The organism is Candidatus Poriferisodalis sp., assembly GCF_965208925.1.
In the GTDB taxonomy this organism is placed as follows: domain Bacteria; phylum Actinomycetota; class Acidimicrobiia; order Acidimicrobiales; family Poriferisodalaceae; genus Poriferisodalis.
This window is the reverse complement of sequence record NZ_OZ242364.1, coordinates 178,347-197,504: the sequence shown is the minus strand read 5'-3', so window position 1 is coordinate 197,504 and position 19,158 is coordinate 178,347. Positions and strand designations below refer to the sequence as shown.

General features: G+C 67.9%; 18 protein-coding genes. 10 read left to right on the top strand and 8 right to left on the bottom strand.

From position 1 onward, the window contains the following. Positions 1-27 precede the first annotated feature (27 nt). The gene (locus ACOGI5_RS00820; RefSeq protein ID WP_419865411.1) at positions 28-747 is read left to right on the top strand and encodes an ABC transporter ATP-binding protein; all 720 of its coding nucleotides are present in this window, start codon (positions 28-30) and stop codon (positions 745-747) included. Further along, positions 740-1,603, top strand: a complete 864-nt coding sequence (locus ACOGI5_RS00815; protein WP_419862576.1) for a DUF1932 domain-containing protein — start codon at positions 740-742, stop codon at positions 1,601-1,603. The genes ACOGI5_RS00820 and ACOGI5_RS00815 overlap by 8 nt, the downstream gene beginning before the upstream one ends. A 27-nt stretch (positions 1,604-1,630) precedes the next feature. On the opposite strand, the gene ACOGI5_RS00810 is transcribed toward ACOGI5_RS00815, so the two are convergent. Beyond that, on the bottom strand, positions 1,631-2,527 hold the full coding sequence (locus ACOGI5_RS00810; protein WP_419862575.1) for an LLM class flavin-dependent oxidoreductase: 897 nt from the start codon (positions 2,525-2,527) through the stop codon (positions 1,631-1,633). A gap of 148 nt (positions 2,528-2,675) precedes the next feature. Between ACOGI5_RS00810 and ACOGI5_RS00805 the strand changes: the two genes are divergently transcribed. Further along, on the top strand, positions 2,676-3,470 hold the full coding sequence (locus ACOGI5_RS00805) for an SDR family NAD(P)-dependent oxidoreductase (protein ID WP_419862574.1): 795 nt from the start codon (positions 2,676-2,678) through the stop codon (positions 3,468-3,470). 46 nt (positions 3,471-3,516) lie between these two features. After that, a complete protein-coding gene (locus tag ACOGI5_RS00800) occupies positions 3,517-4,104 on the top strand; it encodes a GGDEF domain-containing protein (protein WP_419862573.1) in 588 nt (195 codons plus the stop codon). A 25-nt stretch (positions 4,105-4,129) separates the two neighbouring features. Here ACOGI5_RS00800 and ACOGI5_RS00795 read toward each other — a convergent pair whose 3' ends face one another. From ACOGI5_RS00795 to ACOGI5_RS00785, 3 genes are all read right to left on the bottom strand, one after another. Continuing rightward, positions 4,130-4,621 (bottom strand): hypothetical protein, encoded by a 492-nt coding sequence (locus ACOGI5_RS00795; RefSeq protein WP_419862572.1) that lies wholly within the window; start codon positions 4,619-4,621, stop codon positions 4,130-4,132. 128 nt (positions 4,622-4,749) lie between these two features. Continuing rightward, complete coding sequence (locus ACOGI5_RS00790; RefSeq protein WP_419862571.1) at positions 4,750-5,541, bottom strand: hypothetical protein; 792 nt, start codon at positions 5,539-5,541, stop codon at positions 4,750-4,752. Positions 5,542-5,609: 68 nt separating this feature from the next. Beyond that, positions 5,610-7,208 (bottom strand): acyl-CoA dehydrogenase family protein, encoded by a 1,599-nt coding sequence (locus ACOGI5_RS00785; protein ID WP_419862570.1) that lies wholly within the window; start codon positions 7,206-7,208, stop codon positions 5,610-5,612. Positions 7,209-7,408: 200 nt separating this feature from the next. Between ACOGI5_RS00785 and ACOGI5_RS00780 the strand changes: the two genes are divergently transcribed. Then, positions 7,409-7,930, top strand: coding sequence for a MaoC family dehydratase (locus ACOGI5_RS00780; protein ID WP_419862569.1), 522 nt, complete (start codon positions 7,409-7,411; stop codon positions 7,928-7,930). 4 nt (positions 7,931-7,934) lie between these two features. Further along, positions 7,935-8,831 (top strand): A/G-specific adenine glycosylase, encoded by an 897-nt coding sequence (locus ACOGI5_RS00775; protein ID WP_419862568.1) that lies wholly within the window; start codon positions 7,935-7,937, stop codon positions 8,829-8,831. Here ACOGI5_RS00775 and ACOGI5_RS00770 read toward each other — a convergent pair. Continuing rightward, a complete protein-coding gene (locus ACOGI5_RS00770; RefSeq protein ID WP_419862567.1) occupies positions 8,828-9,346 on the bottom strand; it encodes a UGSC family (seleno)protein in 519 nt (172 codons plus the stop codon). The two genes, ACOGI5_RS00775 and ACOGI5_RS00770, sit on opposite strands and share 4 nt — an antisense overlap. An 86-nt stretch (positions 9,347-9,432) precedes the next feature. After that, entirely contained in the window at positions 9,433-10,932 is a 1,500-nt protein-coding gene (locus ACOGI5_RS00765) for a thioredoxin family protein (protein ID WP_419862566.1), read from the bottom strand. A 48-nt stretch (positions 10,933-10,980) separates the two neighbouring features. Between ACOGI5_RS00765 and ACOGI5_RS00760 the strand changes: the two genes are divergently transcribed. Beyond that, positions 10,981-11,475: a flavin reductase family protein gene (locus ACOGI5_RS00760; protein ID WP_419862565.1), complete on the top strand. Its 495-nt coding sequence runs from the start codon at positions 10,981-10,983 to the stop codon at positions 11,473-11,475. Between the two features lie 32 nt (positions 11,476-11,507). Next, positions 11,508-11,882 (top strand): MauE/DoxX family redox-associated membrane protein, encoded by a 375-nt coding sequence (locus tag ACOGI5_RS00755; RefSeq protein ID WP_419862564.1) that lies wholly within the window; start codon positions 11,508-11,510, stop codon positions 11,880-11,882. Positions 11,883-11,935: 53 nt separating this feature from the next. Here ACOGI5_RS00755 and ACOGI5_RS00750 read toward each other — a convergent pair whose 3' ends face one another. After that, complete coding sequence (locus ACOGI5_RS00750) at positions 11,936-14,116, bottom strand: S9 family peptidase (RefSeq protein ID WP_419862563.1); 2,181 nt, start codon at positions 14,114-14,116, stop codon at positions 11,936-11,938. 74 nt (positions 14,117-14,190) lie between these two features. Between ACOGI5_RS00750 and ACOGI5_RS00745 the strand changes: the two genes are divergently transcribed. Next, entirely contained in the window at positions 14,191-14,709 is a 519-nt protein-coding gene (locus ACOGI5_RS00745; protein WP_419862562.1) for a gamma carbonic anhydrase family protein, read from the top strand. A gap of 68 nt (positions 14,710-14,777) precedes the next feature. Then, a complete protein-coding gene (locus ACOGI5_RS00740; RefSeq protein ID WP_419862561.1) occupies positions 14,778-15,683 on the top strand; it encodes an LLM class F420-dependent oxidoreductase in 906 nt (301 codons plus the stop codon). Here ACOGI5_RS00740 and ACOGI5_RS00735 read toward each other — a convergent pair. Beyond that, positions 15,680-18,712 (bottom strand): cell wall-binding repeat-containing protein, encoded by a 3,033-nt coding sequence (locus tag ACOGI5_RS00735; protein ID WP_419862560.1) that lies wholly within the window; start codon positions 18,710-18,712, stop codon positions 15,680-15,682. The two genes, ACOGI5_RS00740 and ACOGI5_RS00735, sit on opposite strands and share 4 nt — an antisense overlap. Between the last annotated feature and the right edge of the window lie 446 nt (positions 18,713-19,158).

The following is a 19,158-nucleotide window of genomic DNA, read 5'->3' as shown; positions in this document are numbered from 1 at the left end:
CCCGGCGAGCGCATCCCGCTGCTCGAGATGCGCAAGGTGAACGCGCACTACGGGGCAGTGCACGCCCTGCGAGACGTCGACCTGTCGATCTACGAAGGCGAGCTGGTGTGCCTGCTGGGCGGCAACGCCAGCGGCAAGTCGACGACGCTCAAGACACTGCTCGGCATGCTCACGCCCACCTCCGGCGAGGTGGTGCTCGACGGCGAGGTCGTGAACGACCGCCCGACCAGCTACCGGGTGGCCAGAGGCATCACGATGGTCCCCGAGAACCGGCGCCTGTTCAAGCGGCTCACCGTGCGGGAAAACCTGCAGCTCGGCGCCTACCTCCGCAAGGACAGCGACGGCATCGCCGCCGACATGGAGCGTGTCTACGAGCTGTTCCCCCGAGTCTCCGAGCGGCTCGGCCAGAAGGCGGGCACGCTGTCAGGCGGCGAGCAGCAGATGGTGGCCATCGGCCGGGCGCTCATGTCGCAGCCCCGGGTGCTGCTGATGGACGAGCCGTCGATGGGGTTGGCGCCGGCGCTGGTGCAGCAGAACTTCGAGCTGATCAGCCAGATTCACGAGGCCGGCATGACGGTGTTCATGGTGGAGCAGAACGCCAACATGGCGCTCGGCATCGCCGACCGGGGATGGGTGCTGCAGACGGGTCGGGTGGTGCTCGACGACACCGCCGAGGCACTGCTGGCCAACCCGGCTCTGCGCACGTCGTACCTGGGCGGCGGCAAGAGCGACGATGCGGATGGCTGAGCCGCCAGAGCCATCGGTGACCGGCGTTCTGCACCCCGGCGACATGGGCGTCACCGTGGCGGCCGCAGCTGCCCGATCGGGCACCGTGCTGTGGGCCAGCAATGGCCGATCGGCCGAGACCTGCGAGCGGGCCGCCGGCGCCGGCCTCACTGATGCGGGCGACTTGACCGCGCTCATTGACGCGGCCGACCTTGTGATCTCGGTCTGCCCGCCCCATGGTGCCGAAGCGCTGGCGGCCGCAGTGGCCGACATCGGCTTCACCGGCTGCTTCGTCGATGCCAACGCCGTCTCGCCGGCAACGGCTCGGCGGATTGCCGCCCGCTTCGAGAACTTCGTCGACGGCAGCCTGATCGGCCCGCCGGCGAGAGAGCCAAGCACCACCCGGCTGTACCTGGCGGGCCCCGACGCCGCCCGCGTCGCAGCGCGGTTCGCGGGCTCACCGCTGGAGGCCCGTGTGCTGGACGGCGGCGGCATCGGGTCGGCCTCGGCGCTCAAGATGGCCTACGCGTCGTGGACCAAGGGCACCAACGCGCTGCTGGTGGCGGTGGCGGCGCTGGCCGCAGCCGAAGGCGTGTCGGACGAGCTGACCTCCGAGTGGGGCCTGTCTCAATCAGGCCTCTCGCAGCGGTTGACGTACACGGCGATCCGGTCGGCTCCGAAGGCGTGGCGCTGGGTGGGCGAGATGGACGAGATCGCCGACACGTTCGCTGCGGCCGGCTTGCCCGACGGCTTCCACCGTGCCGCCAGCGAGGTGTTCGCGCGTCTCGGCGAGTTCAAGAACGCCCGCAGCGCCTCCGTCGAGCAGATGCTCGAAGCCCTGTTGAATCCCCCAGCACCGGCCGGGGGTGCTGGCTGACGCCGGTCGGTCGGGCCGCTCGGCTGGTCAGTTCTGCAGCGGCAGCACGGCGCTGGCCACACCCTCGAGCTCGGCGAACCAGTCGTCGGGCTCGCCGACCAGCACAGGCACGAACTTCGACGCCCCCACCTCGATGAACCGCTGAATCTGGTCACGCAACCCATCCCAGCCGGTCGGGATGATGTCGCCCGGATCGGCATCGGGCGCCCGCCGTTCGAGGATGGCCTTGTAGCCGGGGCTGATCTCGCCATGCGTGTAGGGGATGAGCACGCCGAAGTGCTCGGGATCCATCCAGCGCTCGTGCTCGTCGGCGGCCTCGTTGACGATCTTCCAGCCGGCCGCAGCAATGTCGGGCGTGCAGAACGACGGCAGCCACCCGTCGCCGAAGCGCCCGCAGCGCCGCAGCTCCACTTCCGCCGCACCGCCCAGCCAGATGTCCATGGGCTTCTGGGCCGGCTTCGGCAGCAGCGACACCTCGTCGTAGTGGTACCAATCGCCGTGATGGGTGACGGGCTCGTCCTCCCAGAAGCGCTTCAGCAGCGGCAGGGCCTCGTTGAACATTTTCGCCCGCTGGCGGCGCTCGACGCCGAAGGCCGACTGCTCATGCACATCGGCCACGCCCAGCCCGAACGCCGGCAGCAGCCGCCCGTCGGACAGGCGGTCCAGGCTGGCCAGTTCCTTGGCGAGCACGGCGAGGTTGCGGCCCGGCAGCACCAGCACCGACATGCCGAACTTCATGCGCTGAGTCCGGCCTGCCGCGTAGGCAAGGCCCACGATCGGGTCTGGGCACTCGCCGCCGAGCCGCTCGCTCAGCCACAGCGAGTCGAAGCCGTTGTCCTCGAGTGCGTCCACAAAGGGGTCGAAGGTGGCGTGGTCGTTGGTGAAGCTGCGCGTTCCCAGCCCGAATCCGATGCGGATCTTCATACCGCCCACGCTAGGACACCGCAGCCACTTCGATCCGGCCCGAGCTCGGTGTCGATGTGCTGGCGGGTGACTCGCGTCTCGGCATGAACGGCGCTGCCGTGCGCCGTACCCTCGGGCGTCACGTGACGGTGCTGATGAGAGGGCGTCAATGAACCAGCCAGCAGCGAGCTCCCAGATCGACCTGACCTCGCCGTTCCGGCTCGACGGGCAGGTGTGCTTGGTGACCGGTGCATCGAGCGGCTTCGGGGTCCGTTTCGCCAGGGTGTTCGCGGCGGCCGGCGCCAAGGTGGCCGTGGCCGCCCGGCGGGCTGATCGGCTGGAGGCGCTGGCTGCCGAGCTGCCCGATGCAGTTGCCGTGCGGTGCGATGTGGGCGACGACGACGCCTGCCGAGACCTGGTGGCGCAGGTAGCGGACCGCTACGGGAAGGTCGACGTGCTGGTCAACAACGCAGGTGTGAGCGATGCCATCAACCCCGGCGAGCAGGCCGACATCGAGAGCTTCCGACACGTGGTCGACATCAACCTGAACGCGTGCTTCCTGCTGGCGGGGCTCGTCGCCGCCGACATCATCGGCCGCGAGGCCACAGGCAGCATCATCAACGTGGCCTCGGTGCACGGTCACGTGGCCTCGGCGCCCAACCTGCAGCCTGCGTACGCGGCGTCCAAGGCGGGCCTGGTGAACCTCACCCGTGATCTTGCTGTGCAGTGGGCGACCCGGGGCGTGCGAGTCAATGCGCTGTGCCCCGGCTACTTCGAGACTGAGCTGACGGCGCCGATGTTCGACGACGATCGCTCGATGGCGTGGATCAGCCGGAACGCCCCGATGCGGCGCCCCGGGCACGAGCACGAGCTGGACGGTGCGCTGCTGTTCCTGGCCAGCGACGCCAGCAGTTACGTAACCGGCAGCTCGCTGATGGTGGACGGGGGCTGGACCGCCCGATGAGTGACACTCGCTGTCTCGATCCGCATTCCCGGTGCGGGGGAGTTCGGTGAGCCGCTCGGTCGCATCCGGGCTGCGCGTGGGAGCAGCTGCACTGGCTGCAGCGCTCGGCGGCGGCTGGTGGCTGGCGTCGGGCCGCTGGCGTCGAACGTGGCGTGCCGACTCGCTGACCGGTGTGGCTACCCGCGACGGGGCGTTGCGCCATTTGCACGCCGAGCTGGCGCGCTCGGCACGCACCGGCCGAGTGGTCGGCGTCGCGTTCTGTGACATTGATGCCTTCAAGCAGGTGAACGATCAGCATGGCCACCTGGCCGGCGACCTGGTGCTGGTCACGGTGGCGCAGTGCCTGCGCGATGCGGTTCGGCCGTCCGATGTGGTGGCCCGAGTCGGCGGTGACGAGTTCGTGGTGGTGTGCGGCGGTTTACGCAGCGCGGGCGACATGGAGATCATCACTGAGCGTTTGCAGGCGTCGCTCACCCAAGCGCCTGTGCAGAACGAGACTGGCAACCCCTTGGCCGAGATGGGCGTCACCGTGAGCATCGGCAGCGCGACCGGCCGCGGTGGAGAAGTCTCGCCCGGGGCGCTGCTCCATGCAGCCGACCGCTCGATGTACCAGCAGAAAGGCTGGCGGCCCTAGCGATTGATCAGTCGCGCCAGCCGGCTCAGCCCAGTGCAGGCGTGCCTTCGAAGTTGCCTGGATCGTCGGCTGTGGGCAGCACCGGGCGCGCCCGCCAATCCATCGCCTCTTCGACGCCGTCGATCACGTCCGACCACTCCCCGGCATTCCAGCCTTGGGCTGCGCCTAGCACGCTGGCGTCCTGGGCGAGGTGTACGAGGGCGGGCAGCCGTTCCAGTCCCAGCGATCGCACGAACGCGCGCTCGGGGTCGAGCAGCACGAGATGCTCGTCGGCGAAGCGGCCCAAGAAGCGTCGGGCACCCTCCGCATCGCTGCACACGACGAAGGCGCAGCGCACGTCAGCTTCCTCGTACACCAGGAACAGCCGTGATGCGGTGGGCAGGATCCAGCCGCTCTGGTGCGTGTAGGGATCGATGACGACGCCCATCAGGTTGAACACCACCAGCCATTCGCCCAGCGTGTGGGTATGGCCGGTCAGCGTCTCGAGCTTGATGTCGGTGGACGGCGCGTCAAGCACGGCAGGCAAACTAGCGCTCCAGGTCGGCGCGGCCACGGTTCATGCGCCGATGTGCCCGGCAGTCACCCGGCCGCCGTCCAGCCCGTCGGCGATTGGCTTGCCTGGCGCAGCAGCGAGTCTTGTGACCTTCAGATCGGCGGGCGCAGCAGCTCGGCAGCGAGGGGGCAGTCCGTCCGCTGCCAACCAGCGGCCGGCTCGACGCCGCCGGGCCCGACGACGTGGCTGAACAGGCCGACCGGCACGAGCTCCTCGTCGCATTCCCATGGATCGCGGGCCACGCTGCTTGCGGCGGCCTCGAAGAGCGGCTGTGGCAGCGCCCGTCCCTGCCCGACGATGCACCAGACCTCCACCCCTGACACGTAACCGACCGCAGCCGCGGCATGGGAGCCGCCGGCTGCGATCAGCGCCTCAGGTCCCGCGGCAGCAGCCTCCACCAAGATCACGTCTGCGGTCGAGCATGCAGCCGCCAAGCCAGCGAGCGGCACGTCAGTGACATCGCAGCCGTTGCCGGCAAGGCGTCGGGCCAAGCCGGCACCCTCGCCGTACGCGTCGATGATGCGCACGGCCACGTCGGACCGTCGCCCCAGCCCATCGGCGGCAAGGTCGGGCCAGCCCAGCAGGCACACCGAGGCACCGTCGGGCAGTGCATCGGCGGCGTGGTCAGCAGTGGCATCGACGCGCAGTTCGGCCACGAACTCGCGCGCAGCCTGGTAGGGCTGTGACGAAGCACAGATCCGGGCCGCCATCGACCACAGCGCGCCGGCGATCGGGAACTTGTCGAGGATGCGGCGGCACACCGTGACCAGCTCCAGCGGGTCCGACGCGAGCGAACCCAGCGCAGATGCGGTCTCGCGCACCAGCACTTCCTGGGACAAGTCGCCCGCACGCGCCACGTAGCGAAGGTGCTCCATCGGATGCACGCGCCGAAGCTATCCCGTGCCGGTGATCAGCCTCGCTGCGGGCTCTGCCGGTGGCTGTGCTGCGGCGTTCAGGCGCTTTGGGCCTGCAGCCGGCGCGCGATCACCTTGAGGCACAGCGTCTCGTCGGCTCCCTCGAAGATCGACAGCACCCGGGCGTCCACGAACAGCCTGCTCACCGTGTATTCCTCGGCGAAGCCGAAGCCGCCATGCAGCTGCTGGGCCTCGCGGGTCACCCACTCGGCGGCCTTGCAGACATACGCCTTGATCATCGAGGCCTCGAGCGCGCCCTCGCCCCGGGCCATCATTCGGGCTACCTCGTAGCTGTACTGGCGGGCGGCGGCGATGATCGCCGCCATCCGGCCCAGCTTCGCCTGCGTCAGCTGATAGTCGGCGATCGGCTGGCCGAACACCTTGCGCTCGTCGGCATAGGTGCGGGCCTCGTCGTAGGCCGCCTGCATGACCCCCACCGCTCGGGCCGCGGTCTGCAGGCGGCCGTTCTCGAAGCCGGCCATCTGCAGGTAGAAGCCCTGCCCGATGCCGTCATCGCCGCCGATGAGGTTCTCCGCCGGCACGAACCAGTCGTCGAACGCGATCTCGAAGCTGTGCATGCCGCGGTAGCCCAGCGTGGCGATGGCCCGACCCTCGATGGTGCCGCCCCGCTCGTCGGTGAACTGGAAGTCGTGGCCCTCCGACTGGGGCTTCGGCACGATGAACAGGCTGAGGCCCCGGTGGGCCTTGCGCCGGTCGGGATCGGTGCGAGCCAGCAGCATCAGCACGTCCGCCCTGCCGGCGAACGTGCACCACGTCTTGGTGCCCGATATCAGCCAGCCGCCCTCGGTGGGCGATGCCGACACGACCAGGTTGGCAACGTCGCTGCCGTAGTCGGGTTCGGTCACGGCGACGGCCACCATCGTCTCGCCGGTGGCGATCCGGGGGAACCAGTGCTTCTTCTGCTCTTCGGAACCGCCCCGCTCCAGCGCCCTCGTCAGGATCTCAGGCCGGGTGATCAGCGAGCCGCCCGCGCCCAGCGATGCCCGCGACAGCTCCTCGGTGGCGATGACCATCCCCAGGTAGTCGCTCTCGGAGCCCGAGGCGAACCCGCCGTACTCCTCGGGCACCGACAGGCCGAAGCAGCCCAGCTCGGCCAGCCCGCCGATGATGTCTTCAGGGATGTCGGTGTCGCCCCGATGGATGTGCTCGGCAGCGGGGGCGATCTTGTCCTCGCCGAAGCGGCGGAAGGTCTCTGCCACGAGCTCGAAGTCTTCGTCAAGGTGGCTGGGTGCGTCGAGGCCGGCCAGCATGGCGACATAGGCGGGGTTGCGGTAGGCGGCCACGAAGTCTCGGGTGCCGTCGAGGGCACCGGGCTCGAGGCCCCACTGGGCTTCGCGGGCGAACAACCGGGCGTGGAATTCGCCGAGGGCGTCGGCGATGAAGCCGCAGGCGAGGCGGGCCTCGGCGTCGCCCAGCGCGCCCCATGCGACCAGCGAGTCGCAGATGCGCAGCGCCGAGGCGGTATGGGCCAGGTCGTACAGGAAGCACTGGTGATCGTCGCCCATGCCGACCGCATGGCTGCACGCACGGCTCAACGCTGCGTTGCCCACGGCCAGCGCGTCGGCTGCGGCGGACATATCGGGTTCGGTCGCTGTTGCCTCAGCATTCGCAGTCATGTCGTCCCCGTCGTCGTCACAGCCGCACAGGCTAAAGAGCCGTGCAGACCAGTGCGCCCGCTGTGGAGGCGGCAGGACCCTCTGCTCCCGCGATCCAGCAGGTCGCAACGCCGCAGAGTCTCCTGCCGCCTCCACAGCTGTGGCACGTGCGCCGTACGATGACTCGACCCGCTCACCCGCATCACTGCACGGAGGCTGCCGTGACCACGCATGACCGCCCGTTCGGGCGCTACTTCGAGGACTTCGAGATCGGCGATGTGTACCGGCACTGGCCCGGCAAGACCATCACCGAAGCCGACGATCACCTCTTCTGCATGATCACCATGAACCATCACCCGCTGCACACCAACGAGTGGTTCGCCCAGCACGAGACTGTGCACGGCAAGAACGTGGTGGTGGGCAACCTCGTGTATTCGCTGGTGCTGGGCATGAGCGTGCCCGACGTGAGCGGCGCGGCCATCGCCAACCTTGAGGTCGAGACGCTGACGCACTCACGCCCGACGTTCCACGGCGACACCATCTATGCCGTCACGAAGGTGCTCGACAAGCGTGAGTCTGGTTCTCGGCCCGACCGGGGTGTGGTGACCGTGGAGACTCGGGCGTTCAACCAGCGCTCCGAAGAGGTGTGCTACTTCCGCCGCAAGGTCATGATCTGGAAGCGGGAGGCTGCGCCCGAGCGGCGCTTCCCCTACAGCGACGAGGCGGCGGTCGGGCAGGGTTGAACCCGTGCGCCAACGGGCGCTCCTGGCGTGGGCAGCGTCCCACCGCCGGGATCTGCCGTGGCGGCGCACCCGCGACCCGTGGCTGGTGCTGGTCTCGGAGGTCATGCTGCAGCAGACCCAGGTGGACCGGGTGCAGCCGTACTTCGAGGCGTTCGGCGAGCGCTGGCCGACACCACAGCAGTGCGCGGCAGCGGAGCTGGCCGACGTGCTGGCTGCTTGGCAGGGACTGGGCTACCCCCGGCGGGCTCGCAACCTGTGGCGGACGGCGGCGATCATTGCCGACCTCCACGACGGCCACGTGCCCGCTGACTTGAATGACCTGCTTGCCTTGCCGGGCGTCGGCCCCTACACCGCTCGGGCAGTGCAGGCGTTCGCCTTCGGCATCGACACCGGCGTGGTCGATACCAACGTGGGCCGCATCCTGGCCCGCTGGCAGGGCCGCCGGCTGAGCCCCCGGGAGGCCCAGCGTGTCGCCGATGATCTGGTTCCCGCAGGGGAGAGCTGGGCATGGAACCAGGCGATGATGGATCTCGGCGCCCAGGTATGCACCAAGCGAGATCCGAGCTGCGACCGGTGCCCGGCACAGTTGTGGTGTGCGTGGACGGGCGGGGTCTTGGGCTCGGAGTCTTCGGGTCGGCCAGATCCGGCAGACCGCAGCGCCGGCGTCAGCAGCCGGCAGGCGCCGTTCGAAGGCAGCGACCGGCAAGCCAGAGGCCGCCTGCTGGCAGCGCTGCCCGGCGGCCCCCTTCCGACGGAACGAGCTGCCGAGGCGATGTGGCTCGAACGCGACGAGGCCCGCGCTCAGCGCCTCGTCGAAGAATTGATCGACGAAGGCTTGATCACCTCAGACGGCAACCAACTCCGCCTCGGCAGCGGGCGCACCTGCCCGCGCAGCTCCTAAGCAGCTACGAGCTGTTCGATCAGCTCGTCGAAGGCCTTGTCGGCGATGGCGACCATCTCGTCATCGGTGCGGTCCTGGATGGGGTGTTCCACCCAGACGGCGGCGGGGTCAAAGCCCAGCGCCTTGCCCTGCACCTCGGCGCCGTCGACGAACTGGACGGTGGCTACGAAAACGGAAGGAATGCCGCGGCGTTCCAGATCAGCGATGTCGTGCACACTGCACGACGTGCAGCTGCCTCAATCGGCTAGCGCTTCGATCACCACGTCGCACTTGGTGGCGATCTCGTGGCGCAGGTCGACCGGGGCCGGCTTGGTGAACGTGGGCTTGGAGTAGCGCTCGACACGCAGGCCCCGCTCAGTCAGACGTTCCTCCAGCCGGTTCAGGAAACGGTCGCCGCGGGGCTTGCTGATGTCCAGCAAACCCACGGTGAGGCCGTCCAGCGAGTCGGGCCGGGTGACCCGTTCACGACGGGCGGGCGCCGCTTCGTTCGTCGGGTCCAAGACGACAGTGCTCATGTGGTCCCCCCTGTGTTGGATCCGGTGGGCACGTCCCGATCGACTGTAGCCGCCCCGGGCCTAGGCGGCCCGTGAGCACTGCCCTGCTAGCGCCATGGGTCGATCTCGACGCAGACGGGCTGAGCGCCCACCTCGCCGTTCACCCAACCGCCGATCACCGCCGAGAACAGCCCCGCGCCGCCTCCGCAATGCACCAGGTGCAGGCCTCCCTCACGGAACTTCGGCAGGTCGGCCTCGGCCAGGAAGTCCGGCACACCCTCGGCGATGCCGCCGGCGCCGCGCACCAGCTCTGCGCCGGGACGGGTGGTCAGCTCGTTGATGCGCTCGGCCGTCTGCCGGCGCGTCCAGCCGCTGTCGATGAACACACGGGAATGGTCAGGCGCCACCGCCAGGATCGCGTCGAAACCCAGCACCAGCTTCGGATGATGGATCGCGTTCAGCGCCGCCGCCATGGTGCGGACCAGCGACTCGGGATCACGAGAGAGCTGGTCCACCACCGAGCGGGGCGCCTCGCCCGGGAACGCCGTCACGGTGTTGGTGCCGGCTTCGATGCCGAAGTCGGTGCACAGCGGGTCCCAGCCGCTGTCATCGTCGTCATCGGCGGCGCCTTCAATCTCGGCGAAGCAGAAGCCCACCTTGCCGGGCTGACCGAGCGCTGCCCGGTCCACCTCGCCGGGCCGCCCCCCGCCCACATTGCGCACGATGAGCTGCACCGCCCGCCCGATCGTGCTGTTGGCCCGGTTGCCCTGGCCGAACACGTTGATTCCGTTGTTCATGCCGATCTGGCGGGCGATCGGCCCGTTCACGATGAACACCGGCCCGACCGGCATGGTGGTGGCCAGCATCCCGTGCATGTTGAAGGTGTCATTGCACACGGCGGCCAGCCCAGCCAGCACCACCGGGAAGTACTCGGGCCGGCAGCCGGCCATCACGGCGTTGACGGCTGCCTTGGTGACCGTGCAGTCGGCGAGATCGGGTGCGACGATGGCCACTACCTCGTCGGGCGCCCGTGACGTTCCCGCCAGCATTGCCGCCACTCGCTCAGCGGTGGGCGGCACCAGCGGCAGGCCGTCCGACCAGCCCCGGTCGAACATGGCCTCGTGGAGGTCCTCCTGGCTGCCGAATTCGACTCGGCGAGCGCTCAGGCCCGAGCTGCCGAAGCGGGCCTCCAAGACGTCGACGTAGGCCGGATCCACCGACAGCGAACCGCAGCCGGGACGGTGCTCAGGCAGGCCGTGGCCCAAGCCGTCGAGCCCGGTGAACGACTCCCATTCGGGCCGGGACCAGCCCACGATGCGCCCGGCCTCGCCGCCATCGGCGAACCGCATCAGCGTCGGCACCGTCTCGACGTCATGGTGCCACGAGAAGCCAAGGTCGGCGTCATGCACCCGGGCGGTGACCGCCTCGGGGAAGGCGGGATCATCCTGGGTGAACACGGTCAGCGAGTTCCGAGTCTCGATGTCTGCCAGCACTGGCTCGATCAGCTCGCACGTCGGGCAGTCCCGCTTCACCACGGCCACCAAGCCGTTCGGCGGCACACTCGCCGCCGCGTCGTCGGCCGTGTTCCCGTCAGCGCTCGAAGCCATGGCGGGAGGCTACGCCCCGAACCTGACGGCGTGTCTAGGGTTGGCGACGTGACTGACTCGAGCGACCAGCCCTCCATCGACAGCAGGCTCTTCCGGGATGTGCTTGGGCATTTCCCGACTGGTGTCACTGCGGTGACCGCCGTGCATGAGGGCCAGCCGGTCGGCATGGCCATTGGCTCGTTCACGTCGGTGTCGCTCGACCCGCCGCTGGTGGCGTTCCTGCCCACGAAGGACTCGGGATCCTGGGCCGGCATCCGGGCCGCGGGCAGCTTCTGCGTGAACATCATGGCCCAGGACCAGATGGCCACCTGCGGTGTGATGGCCAGCCGGGCCGATGACAAGTTCGCCGATGTCGAGTGGCGGCCAGGACCGACAGGCGCCCCGATCATCGAGGGCTCGATCGGCTACATCGACTGCACGATCGAAGCCGTGTACGACGGCGGCGATCATGACATCGTCGTGGGGCGAGTGGTCGAGCTCGAAGTGCTCGACGCCAAGGATCCCCTGCTGTTCTGGAAGGGTGGCTACGGCACCTTCGCCTGACGGCAGGCCGATGCGCTGGGCACGGTGATCAGGTGACCGGCACCATCGCCAGCATCGTGCTGGGTGTGCTGTTCCTGGCGTCAGGGGCACTGAAGCTGCGCGACCCGTCCTGGCCGGACGCTGCAAATGGGATGGGCGCGCCAGCCTGGTCGGTGCCGTTGATCGCTCCGGTCGAGATCGTGCTCGGCGCGGCGCTTGCGGCCGGTGCGGTCCGGCCATGGCCGGCGTGGCTGGCGCTGGTGCTGCTGGCGGTATTCAGCATTGCCCTGCTGCGCGTGCTGCGCCGGCCGATCGCTGAGCGTCCCGCCTGCGCTTGCTTCGGCCGCTGGTCCGCGAAGCCGGTGGGTGCCGGTTCGCTCCTGCGCAACGCTGCGCTGGCTGGGATCGCGGTGGTCGCGCTGCTCTAGTCCACTCGTGCCCGCTGCGCATGGCTCACCCCACCCGTGTCTTCCTCGCGTGGCTACGCCACGGCGAGCACGTCGCAGATGAACGCCAGGATGAACGCCTCGTCGCGCCAGGCGTCGTAGCGGCCTGAGGGCCCGCCGTGGCCGGCATCCATCTCGGTGCGCAGCAGGATCGGCTTGCTCGACGTGGTCGTCGCCCGCAGCTTCGCCACCCACTTGGCGGGTTCCCAGTACTGCACCCGCGGATCAGTCAGCCCGGCGGTCACCAGCAGTGCCGGGTGGTCGGCTTGCTCGACGTTCTCGTAGGGCGCGTACGACCGGATCGTCTCGAACACCGCCGGATCAGCGGGGTCGCCCCACTCGTCGTACTCGGTGACCGTGAGCGGGATGGCCGGGTCGAGCATCGTGTTCAGCACGTCCACGAAAGGGACCTCGGCCACGACGCCGCAGAACAGCTCCGGGTGGCGGTTCACCATCGCGCCCATCAGCAGGCCGCCGGCACTGCCGCCACGGGCGCAGATCCGGGCCGCATCTGCCCAGCCTGCTGAGCCAAGGTGGCCGGCACAGGCAGCGAAGTCGTCGAACGTGTTGCGCTTGTTGGCGAGCTTGCCCTCCTCGTACCAGGCCCGTCCCAGCTCGCCGCCGCCGCGGACGTGCGCGATGGCGAACAGCACGCCCCGATCCAGCAGCGACAGCCGGGCCGTCGAGAACGATGCCGGCATCGGGATCTCGTAGGCGCCGTAGCCGTACAGCAGGCACGGTGCGGGCCAGTTCACTGCGCTCGGCTTCCACACCAGGCTGATCGGCACTGCTGTGCCGTCCTGCGCTGTGGTGCTGATGCGCTCGGTCCGGTAGGCGCTCAGGTCGACATCGCCCAGCACCGGCAACTGATCGAGCAGTTCCCGTTGGCCGCTGTCGAGATCCAGCTCGAAGATCGACGGCGGCGTCACCATCGACGTATAGCCGAAGCGGTAGCGGCGGGTGTCGAATTCGGCATTTGCCCCGCCGCCGGCCTCGTAGACGGACTCGGGCATCTCGATCTCGAACGAAGGGCCGAGCTTGCTCGAATCTGCACCATTCGAATCCAGCCCGCTCGGCTGGGCGCTGCGAGTGTCATGAACCCGCAGCCGGACCAGACCGTCCTGGCGCTCGTGAACCACCACGAAGTCCTGAAAGCAGTCGATGCCGTCGATGCGGATGCCGTCGCGGGCGCCGATCAGCTCGCGCCACGTGCTGCCGTGCCGGGGAGGAGCGTCCTCTGGCGGTGCGTCGCCCGCGCCAGGTGATTCGCCCGTGGCCGGTGCGTCGCCTGCACTCGGCACGGGTGCCTCCACTAGCCGGAAATCCAGCGCGCCATCGTTCGTCGCGATGAGCAGTCGCTCGCCTTGGTGATCGATGCCGTACTCGATATTCGCTCGCCGCTCGCGCACGAGCAATGGTTCTGAGTCAGGCCGATCGGCGTCCACCAGCCGGTGCTCGGACGTGGTCTTCGACTGCGAGCCGATCACCACGAAGCGTTCGCTGCTGGTAGCGCCAACGCCCACCCAGAACCGTTCGTCGACCTCGCAGTACACCTCTGCGTCGTCTAAGGGGTCGGTGCCCACGATGTGGCGGATGACCCGGTTGGGGCGCTGGGCCTCGTCGGTGCGAACGGCGAACAGCGTCGAGCTGTCGTTCGCCCACACCAGCCCGTAGCTGAGCTCGCTGAGTCCGCACCCTGGGGCTGGGATGTCCGGGCCGTCGAGCACCTCGCCGCTGGCGATGTCGAAAACGGTCAGCGCGTACTGCTCGTCGCCGTCGGTGTCGACGGTGTAAGCGAGCAGGCGATGGTCCCTGCTGACCGCCAGGTCGCCGACGGCGAAGTACTCGTGACCCTCGGCCAGCTCGTTCTCGTCGAGCAGCACCACCTCGTCATCGTCGGTGCCGCCGCGGGGGCGCCGCACATGGATGACGTACTGCAGGCCCTCCACCGTGCGAGCCCGGTATTCCCAGTCGTCCTTGGGCGTCGGGAGCGACTGGTGGGTCTCTTTGGTGCGTCCCTTGATCTCACCGAAGATCGCCTCGCGCAACTCGGCCAGGTGGGCAGTGGCAGCTTCGGTGTAGGCATTCTCGGCTTCGAGGTACTCCCGCACCGCCGGGTCGTCGCGGTCGCGCAGCCAGCGCCACGGGTCGTCGGTCTCGGTGCCGTGAATGCGCCGGACATGGGCCCGCTGCGGTGCCACCGGAGGCTGCGTCATGGAATGCGCACCGTACCGCCCGGCCTGCGTCGGGCCATGTGTGGCGGCTGGCGACAACCGCGTAGCGTGGCGACGTGCCCATCTATGCGCTTGGCGACTACGAGCCCGACATCCACCCCGACGCCTTCGTGATGCCCGAAGCGATCATCATCGGGAGGGTGACCATCGGCGCGGAGGCGTCAATCTGGTCGGGTGCGGTGCTGCGCGGCGACGACAACGACATCGTCATCGGGGCCGGTACATCGGTGCAGGACAACGCCGTGCTGCATGTGACTGAGGAATGGCCGACGACCGTGGGGGAGCGCTGCACCATCGGCCACCTTGCGCACATCGAGGGCGGTGTGGTGCACGACGAGGCGCTCATCGGCACGGGGGCCATCGTGCTGCACGACGCCGAGGTCGGCGAACGGGCGCTGGTGGGCGCAGGCGCCGTGGTGCCAGGCGGCATGAAGGTGCCACCGGGCACGATCGCGGTGGGCACCCCGGCCAAGATCCGCGAGGGCGTCGACACGACCCCGCTGATCATGCCCGGCGTTCAGAACTACCTGGACCGCCGCGTCCGCTACATGGGCGAACTCCGCCGCATCGACTGATCGCGCGCGTCGTTTCGCCCCGGTCGTCAACCTGACGCGCCGAAGCAGCGGCGGTAGCGTCACGGCCCATGAGCATGGGAAGCATCGACCTGGGACGCATCGGCATCTGGACGGGGGTGCTCGACGCGCTGCCGTCTGCGCAGGGCGTGGAGTTCGTGGCCGAAGCCGAAGAGCTGGGCTACGGGGCGTTCTGGATCCCCGAGGCTGTCGGGCGTGACCCGTTTGTGGCAGCCGCCCGGCTGCTGGAGGGCACCAGCAGCATCAAGATCGCCACCGGCATCGCCAACATCTACGCCCGCGACCCCATGACGATGGCCAACACGCTGCGCACCATCGACGAGGCGTTCGGTGGCCGGTTCCTGCTGGGTCTCGGCGTCAGCCACCACCACCTCGTGGAGTACATCCGCAAGCACGACTACTCCAAGCCGCTCAGCTACATGCGCGAGTACCTCGAGCGCATGGGCAAGTCCCGCTTCATGGCCCACGGCCCCCAGGAGCTGCCCGAGATCGTGCTGGCAGCACTGGGCCCGAAGATGCTGGAGCTGTCGGCGACAGCGACCGCCGGCGCCCACCCGTACTTCGTGCCGCCCGAGCACACGGCGGTGGCCCGCGAGACCATGGGCCCCGACGCGGCGCTGTACCCCGAGCAGATGGCCATCCTGGACACGAAGGCCGATTCAGCCCGGGCACTGGCTCGCAAGAACATGGCGATCTACCTGGGCCTGCCGAACTACGCCAACAACCTGCTGCGGCTGGGCTTCGCCCAGGCTGACATCGACGGCGGCCCCGACGGTGGCCCGTCCGACAAGCTGGTCGACGCCATCGTCGTCTGGGGCACCGAGGATGACGTCAGAGCCCGTGTCGACGCCCACTTCGACGCCGGCGCCGACCACGTCTGCGTGCAGGTCCTGGCAGACGACCCCGCAGCAGCATTCGACGGCTGGCGCCGCCTCGCCCCCGCCCTTCTTGCCTAGTAGTCGTAGGAGTGCGCGAGATAGTACTCACCGGTTGCGTGGATGCCAGTCGTCGTCCACTGCGCTGAGAAGCGAAAGTAGTTGTTGACGTCGCCGATATCACCGGGATTGTCCAACACAGGTTTTCCTGGCTCAGTTGCCGCGTAGATGTGGTATGTGCCGAGAAAGGTGCCGGTGACGATGTCATGGACCAACAGCCCTCGTGCAGCGGCGGTGCCTCCGTAGCCGGTTCCCTGGATGACCGCTCGACCATCGGTCGAGAAGCCATGGAAGGGCAGGCGGTGCGGGGAGTCAGCGGTCATCTGAAGCTTGACGATCAATGGCGTCTCGACCTCTGCAACCACCGACAGATATGTCCGGTTTCCATACGAGCCACGTTCGAGTTCGTAGAGGACTCGGGAGCTATCGGGAGCCCACGCCACGCGGTGCAGCCGTGCTTGAGTCTGGTACGTATCTGGGAAGTGAATCGAGCGGACTGAGCCGTCTTGGGTGTCCAGGACGAAATGCGACACGGATGAGCCACTGTTCTTGCGTTGCCAGAACGCGAGGTACCGGCCATCAGGCGACCACAGTGTGCCGGCCGCCGAGTCCCCATCGATCACGACTTGTCGAGGCTGCGCAGTGCTGATGTCGAATACGTACATTTGGTAGGCGCCCCTCGAGAGGTATGAGCATCCGCCTTGGGCGGTGTAGTACTCGTAGGAAGGCGAACTCACCAAGGCGACGTGTGTCTCGTTGGGAGAGAGGCTGAACGCGGCGTCGTAGTAGCGATTGATGATGAGTCCCTCGTACGCGAGCTGCGCTGAGTGACGATTCGAGACGTCAAGCACATGGGCTTCGACGTGTGGCACGCCTCGTCGACGCCCCTGCGCCGGCGAGACGTGATGGCACGGCCCCTCTAGTTCCTCGATGCTCTGCACGGTATAGAGCAGCTTGCTTCCGTTCAGCAGCCACTCTTGCGCGACGTGATGATGCTCGTTCGACTGGTTGTGAGTGAAGCGGGTCGCCTCTCCCGTCGATACGTCCACGGCAAACAACGAGTGACCCTCATGCCCCTCCGTCGGTGCTCGGAACATGAGGTACTTGCTGTCAGGCGACCACGTCGGGGTGAAGCCGCTCGTGGTGTTCTCGTTGACCGTCTGGGGTTCGGAACCTCTCAGGTCGAGCACCGAGATTGACGGTATTCCGATGCCGTCATGGGTGCAGCGCCAACGGAAGTACCCGTAAAGGTCTCGCTCGGGCGTGAGCTCGTAGTCTTCGTAGCTCTTGATGGCCACGAACCGGCCGTCGGGTGAGGGCACGATCGGTTCGTCGATGAGGTGGTTTCCGTGAGGCAGCGGCCGCACTAGGCCATCTTCGACATTGACGATGTGAGCTCGGCGCAGCGGAACATTGCCGCACTTGCTGCCGAATTGCCTGGTGTCAGGTCTTGCATATGCGTGAGCGTTCGAAGGGCCGTCCTTTGGGCTCGGTTCTTCGATCTGCGAGATATCGAGGTGCGCATAGATCAACCGCTGTCCACCAGACAACCAGTCCGAACTCACAACATGATGGGTGTCATTCGTGTTGTTGTGCGTGAGCTGGCGCACCTCACCGGATTCCACGTCGAGTGCGAACAGCGAGTGTCCCGCAAAGTCCTCGGTGGGGGCGCGGAACACGATGTACGCGCGGTCTACAGAGGGCATGGGGTCGACCCAGTGGTCTTGGACCAAGTGTTCGTACCATGTCGGGAAGCGTGGCCGGGGCCGCGCTATGCCGCTGCGAAGGTCGAGTTCGTACATGCCCCGGGCACCGTCCCCGACGCCCTCACGAGTGACGTACCTACCCCTGTCCACCCAATGGGCGTAGGGAATCCGGGTGCCCTCCCGGACGCCGGTGAATGCAAGAGCCGAGCGGTTGGTTGTCCACTCCACGCCCGTGATTCCGTCGAAGCCTGCGTCGAGCAGATAGCGAGTGGGATTGTGGTGCTCGTCGAGGACCACGATGTGCTGGCCGTCGCCGTCGGGGTTGTCTGCGACGGTCGCCATGCGCACCGGTGGGCGCTCGATTGCTGAGGAATCGACGCTGACGCTATTGCCGACGAGATGCCAGCCCGGCTTTATGCCGGTTCGGCTCCGATACAGGTAGAGATGGTTCTGGGTAACCAGTGCGAGCCGATCGGCATCGGTGAACAGCAGCGGGATGCACTGCGGTCCCAGCAGGCGGCCTGCGGTCAGGGCGAGGAGCGGCTCGCCTGCTGGCGCGAGGCCGATGTTGTCGATTGCGTCCTCGGTGCAGCGGGGAACCTCGGCGAGCAAATCCATCGCCAATGCGGCGGTGTGGTATCGATCTTCGCCTGCCAAGCGGGTCGCCGTTGCGCCAGCGATATCAATTGCCTTTCGTATGGCTGGCGCGATTGCGTTGGTGCCACCAACCAGCACCACGTGCTCGATCTCGCGCTCTTCGAGGTAAGCGGTGATGCGCGGGTCGAGTTCATCGGGTGCGGTGAGCAACAGCGGGAACGGACCCGCAGCCGCGAGGGGTCCCACCGCCACCGCATCGGCGATGCTCTGGTTGCTGGCGATGATCGCTGTGCGGCCCAGTTCCCCGAGTTCAGGAGGAGTGCCGATCCGCTCTGCAACCGCGATCGCGGATCCGACCAGGTCATCGCCGTAGATGCTTTCGATGTTGCGAGGCAGCATCCCCAGCCCGAACAGCACCGACGACTCATGATTGGGCAGCACGTCGGAGCTGCCGACGATCACGACTCGACGGACACTCGACGATCTCAAGAACTTCACTAGTTCGAGCCGCGCCCCGGCGGCTTGTAGGTCGCCCGGAGGCACCAAGACCACTGGCGCGCCCAGCGACGCTGCCAACGGGCCGGCAGTCGCGGCATCAGCCCACGACTCACCGGAGGCCAGCACCACCCATTCCGAAGTGCCACCCTCGGCGTCCACCAGCGCCTGCGCCACCGCCAACGACAGCTCGTACGGATCCGAGCCTGTGTAGCGCACTACCTCCGCACCACCCGCTAGGTCACTGGGCATTGAGTCGTCAGGTACAGCTTCACGCTGCGCCTCGGCTTCCGAAGCCGAATCGCTGGCATCAGCCCGCTGTTCCAGCGCACCCACCCACGAGACCGGCAGAACAGAAGCGGACAAACCGATCAACGCAGCAAGCCACCACCGCGACGGCGCGGGTCCGGGACTGTCAGACCGCAGAGGTATCTGCGCGCTTGATTGTCGCAATGAACCGGACCCCGTGGCTGAAGCTACAACCCCACTGAGGCCCCAGTACCGCGTGCCGCAGATGTTCCGCTAATCCAAAGGTGCGATACCTGCCGGGGGCTCGGTCGTTGCGCCAGTGTCAGGAACGATGTGGGCGCTGCGCCAGGAGCTCGAGTCGGACCATGCAGAGCAAATGCCGCCTATCTCGGCGCTGTCCGACTGTCACTCTCGCCGGCGACTCCTTCATCGAAACGCACCCAGATGGG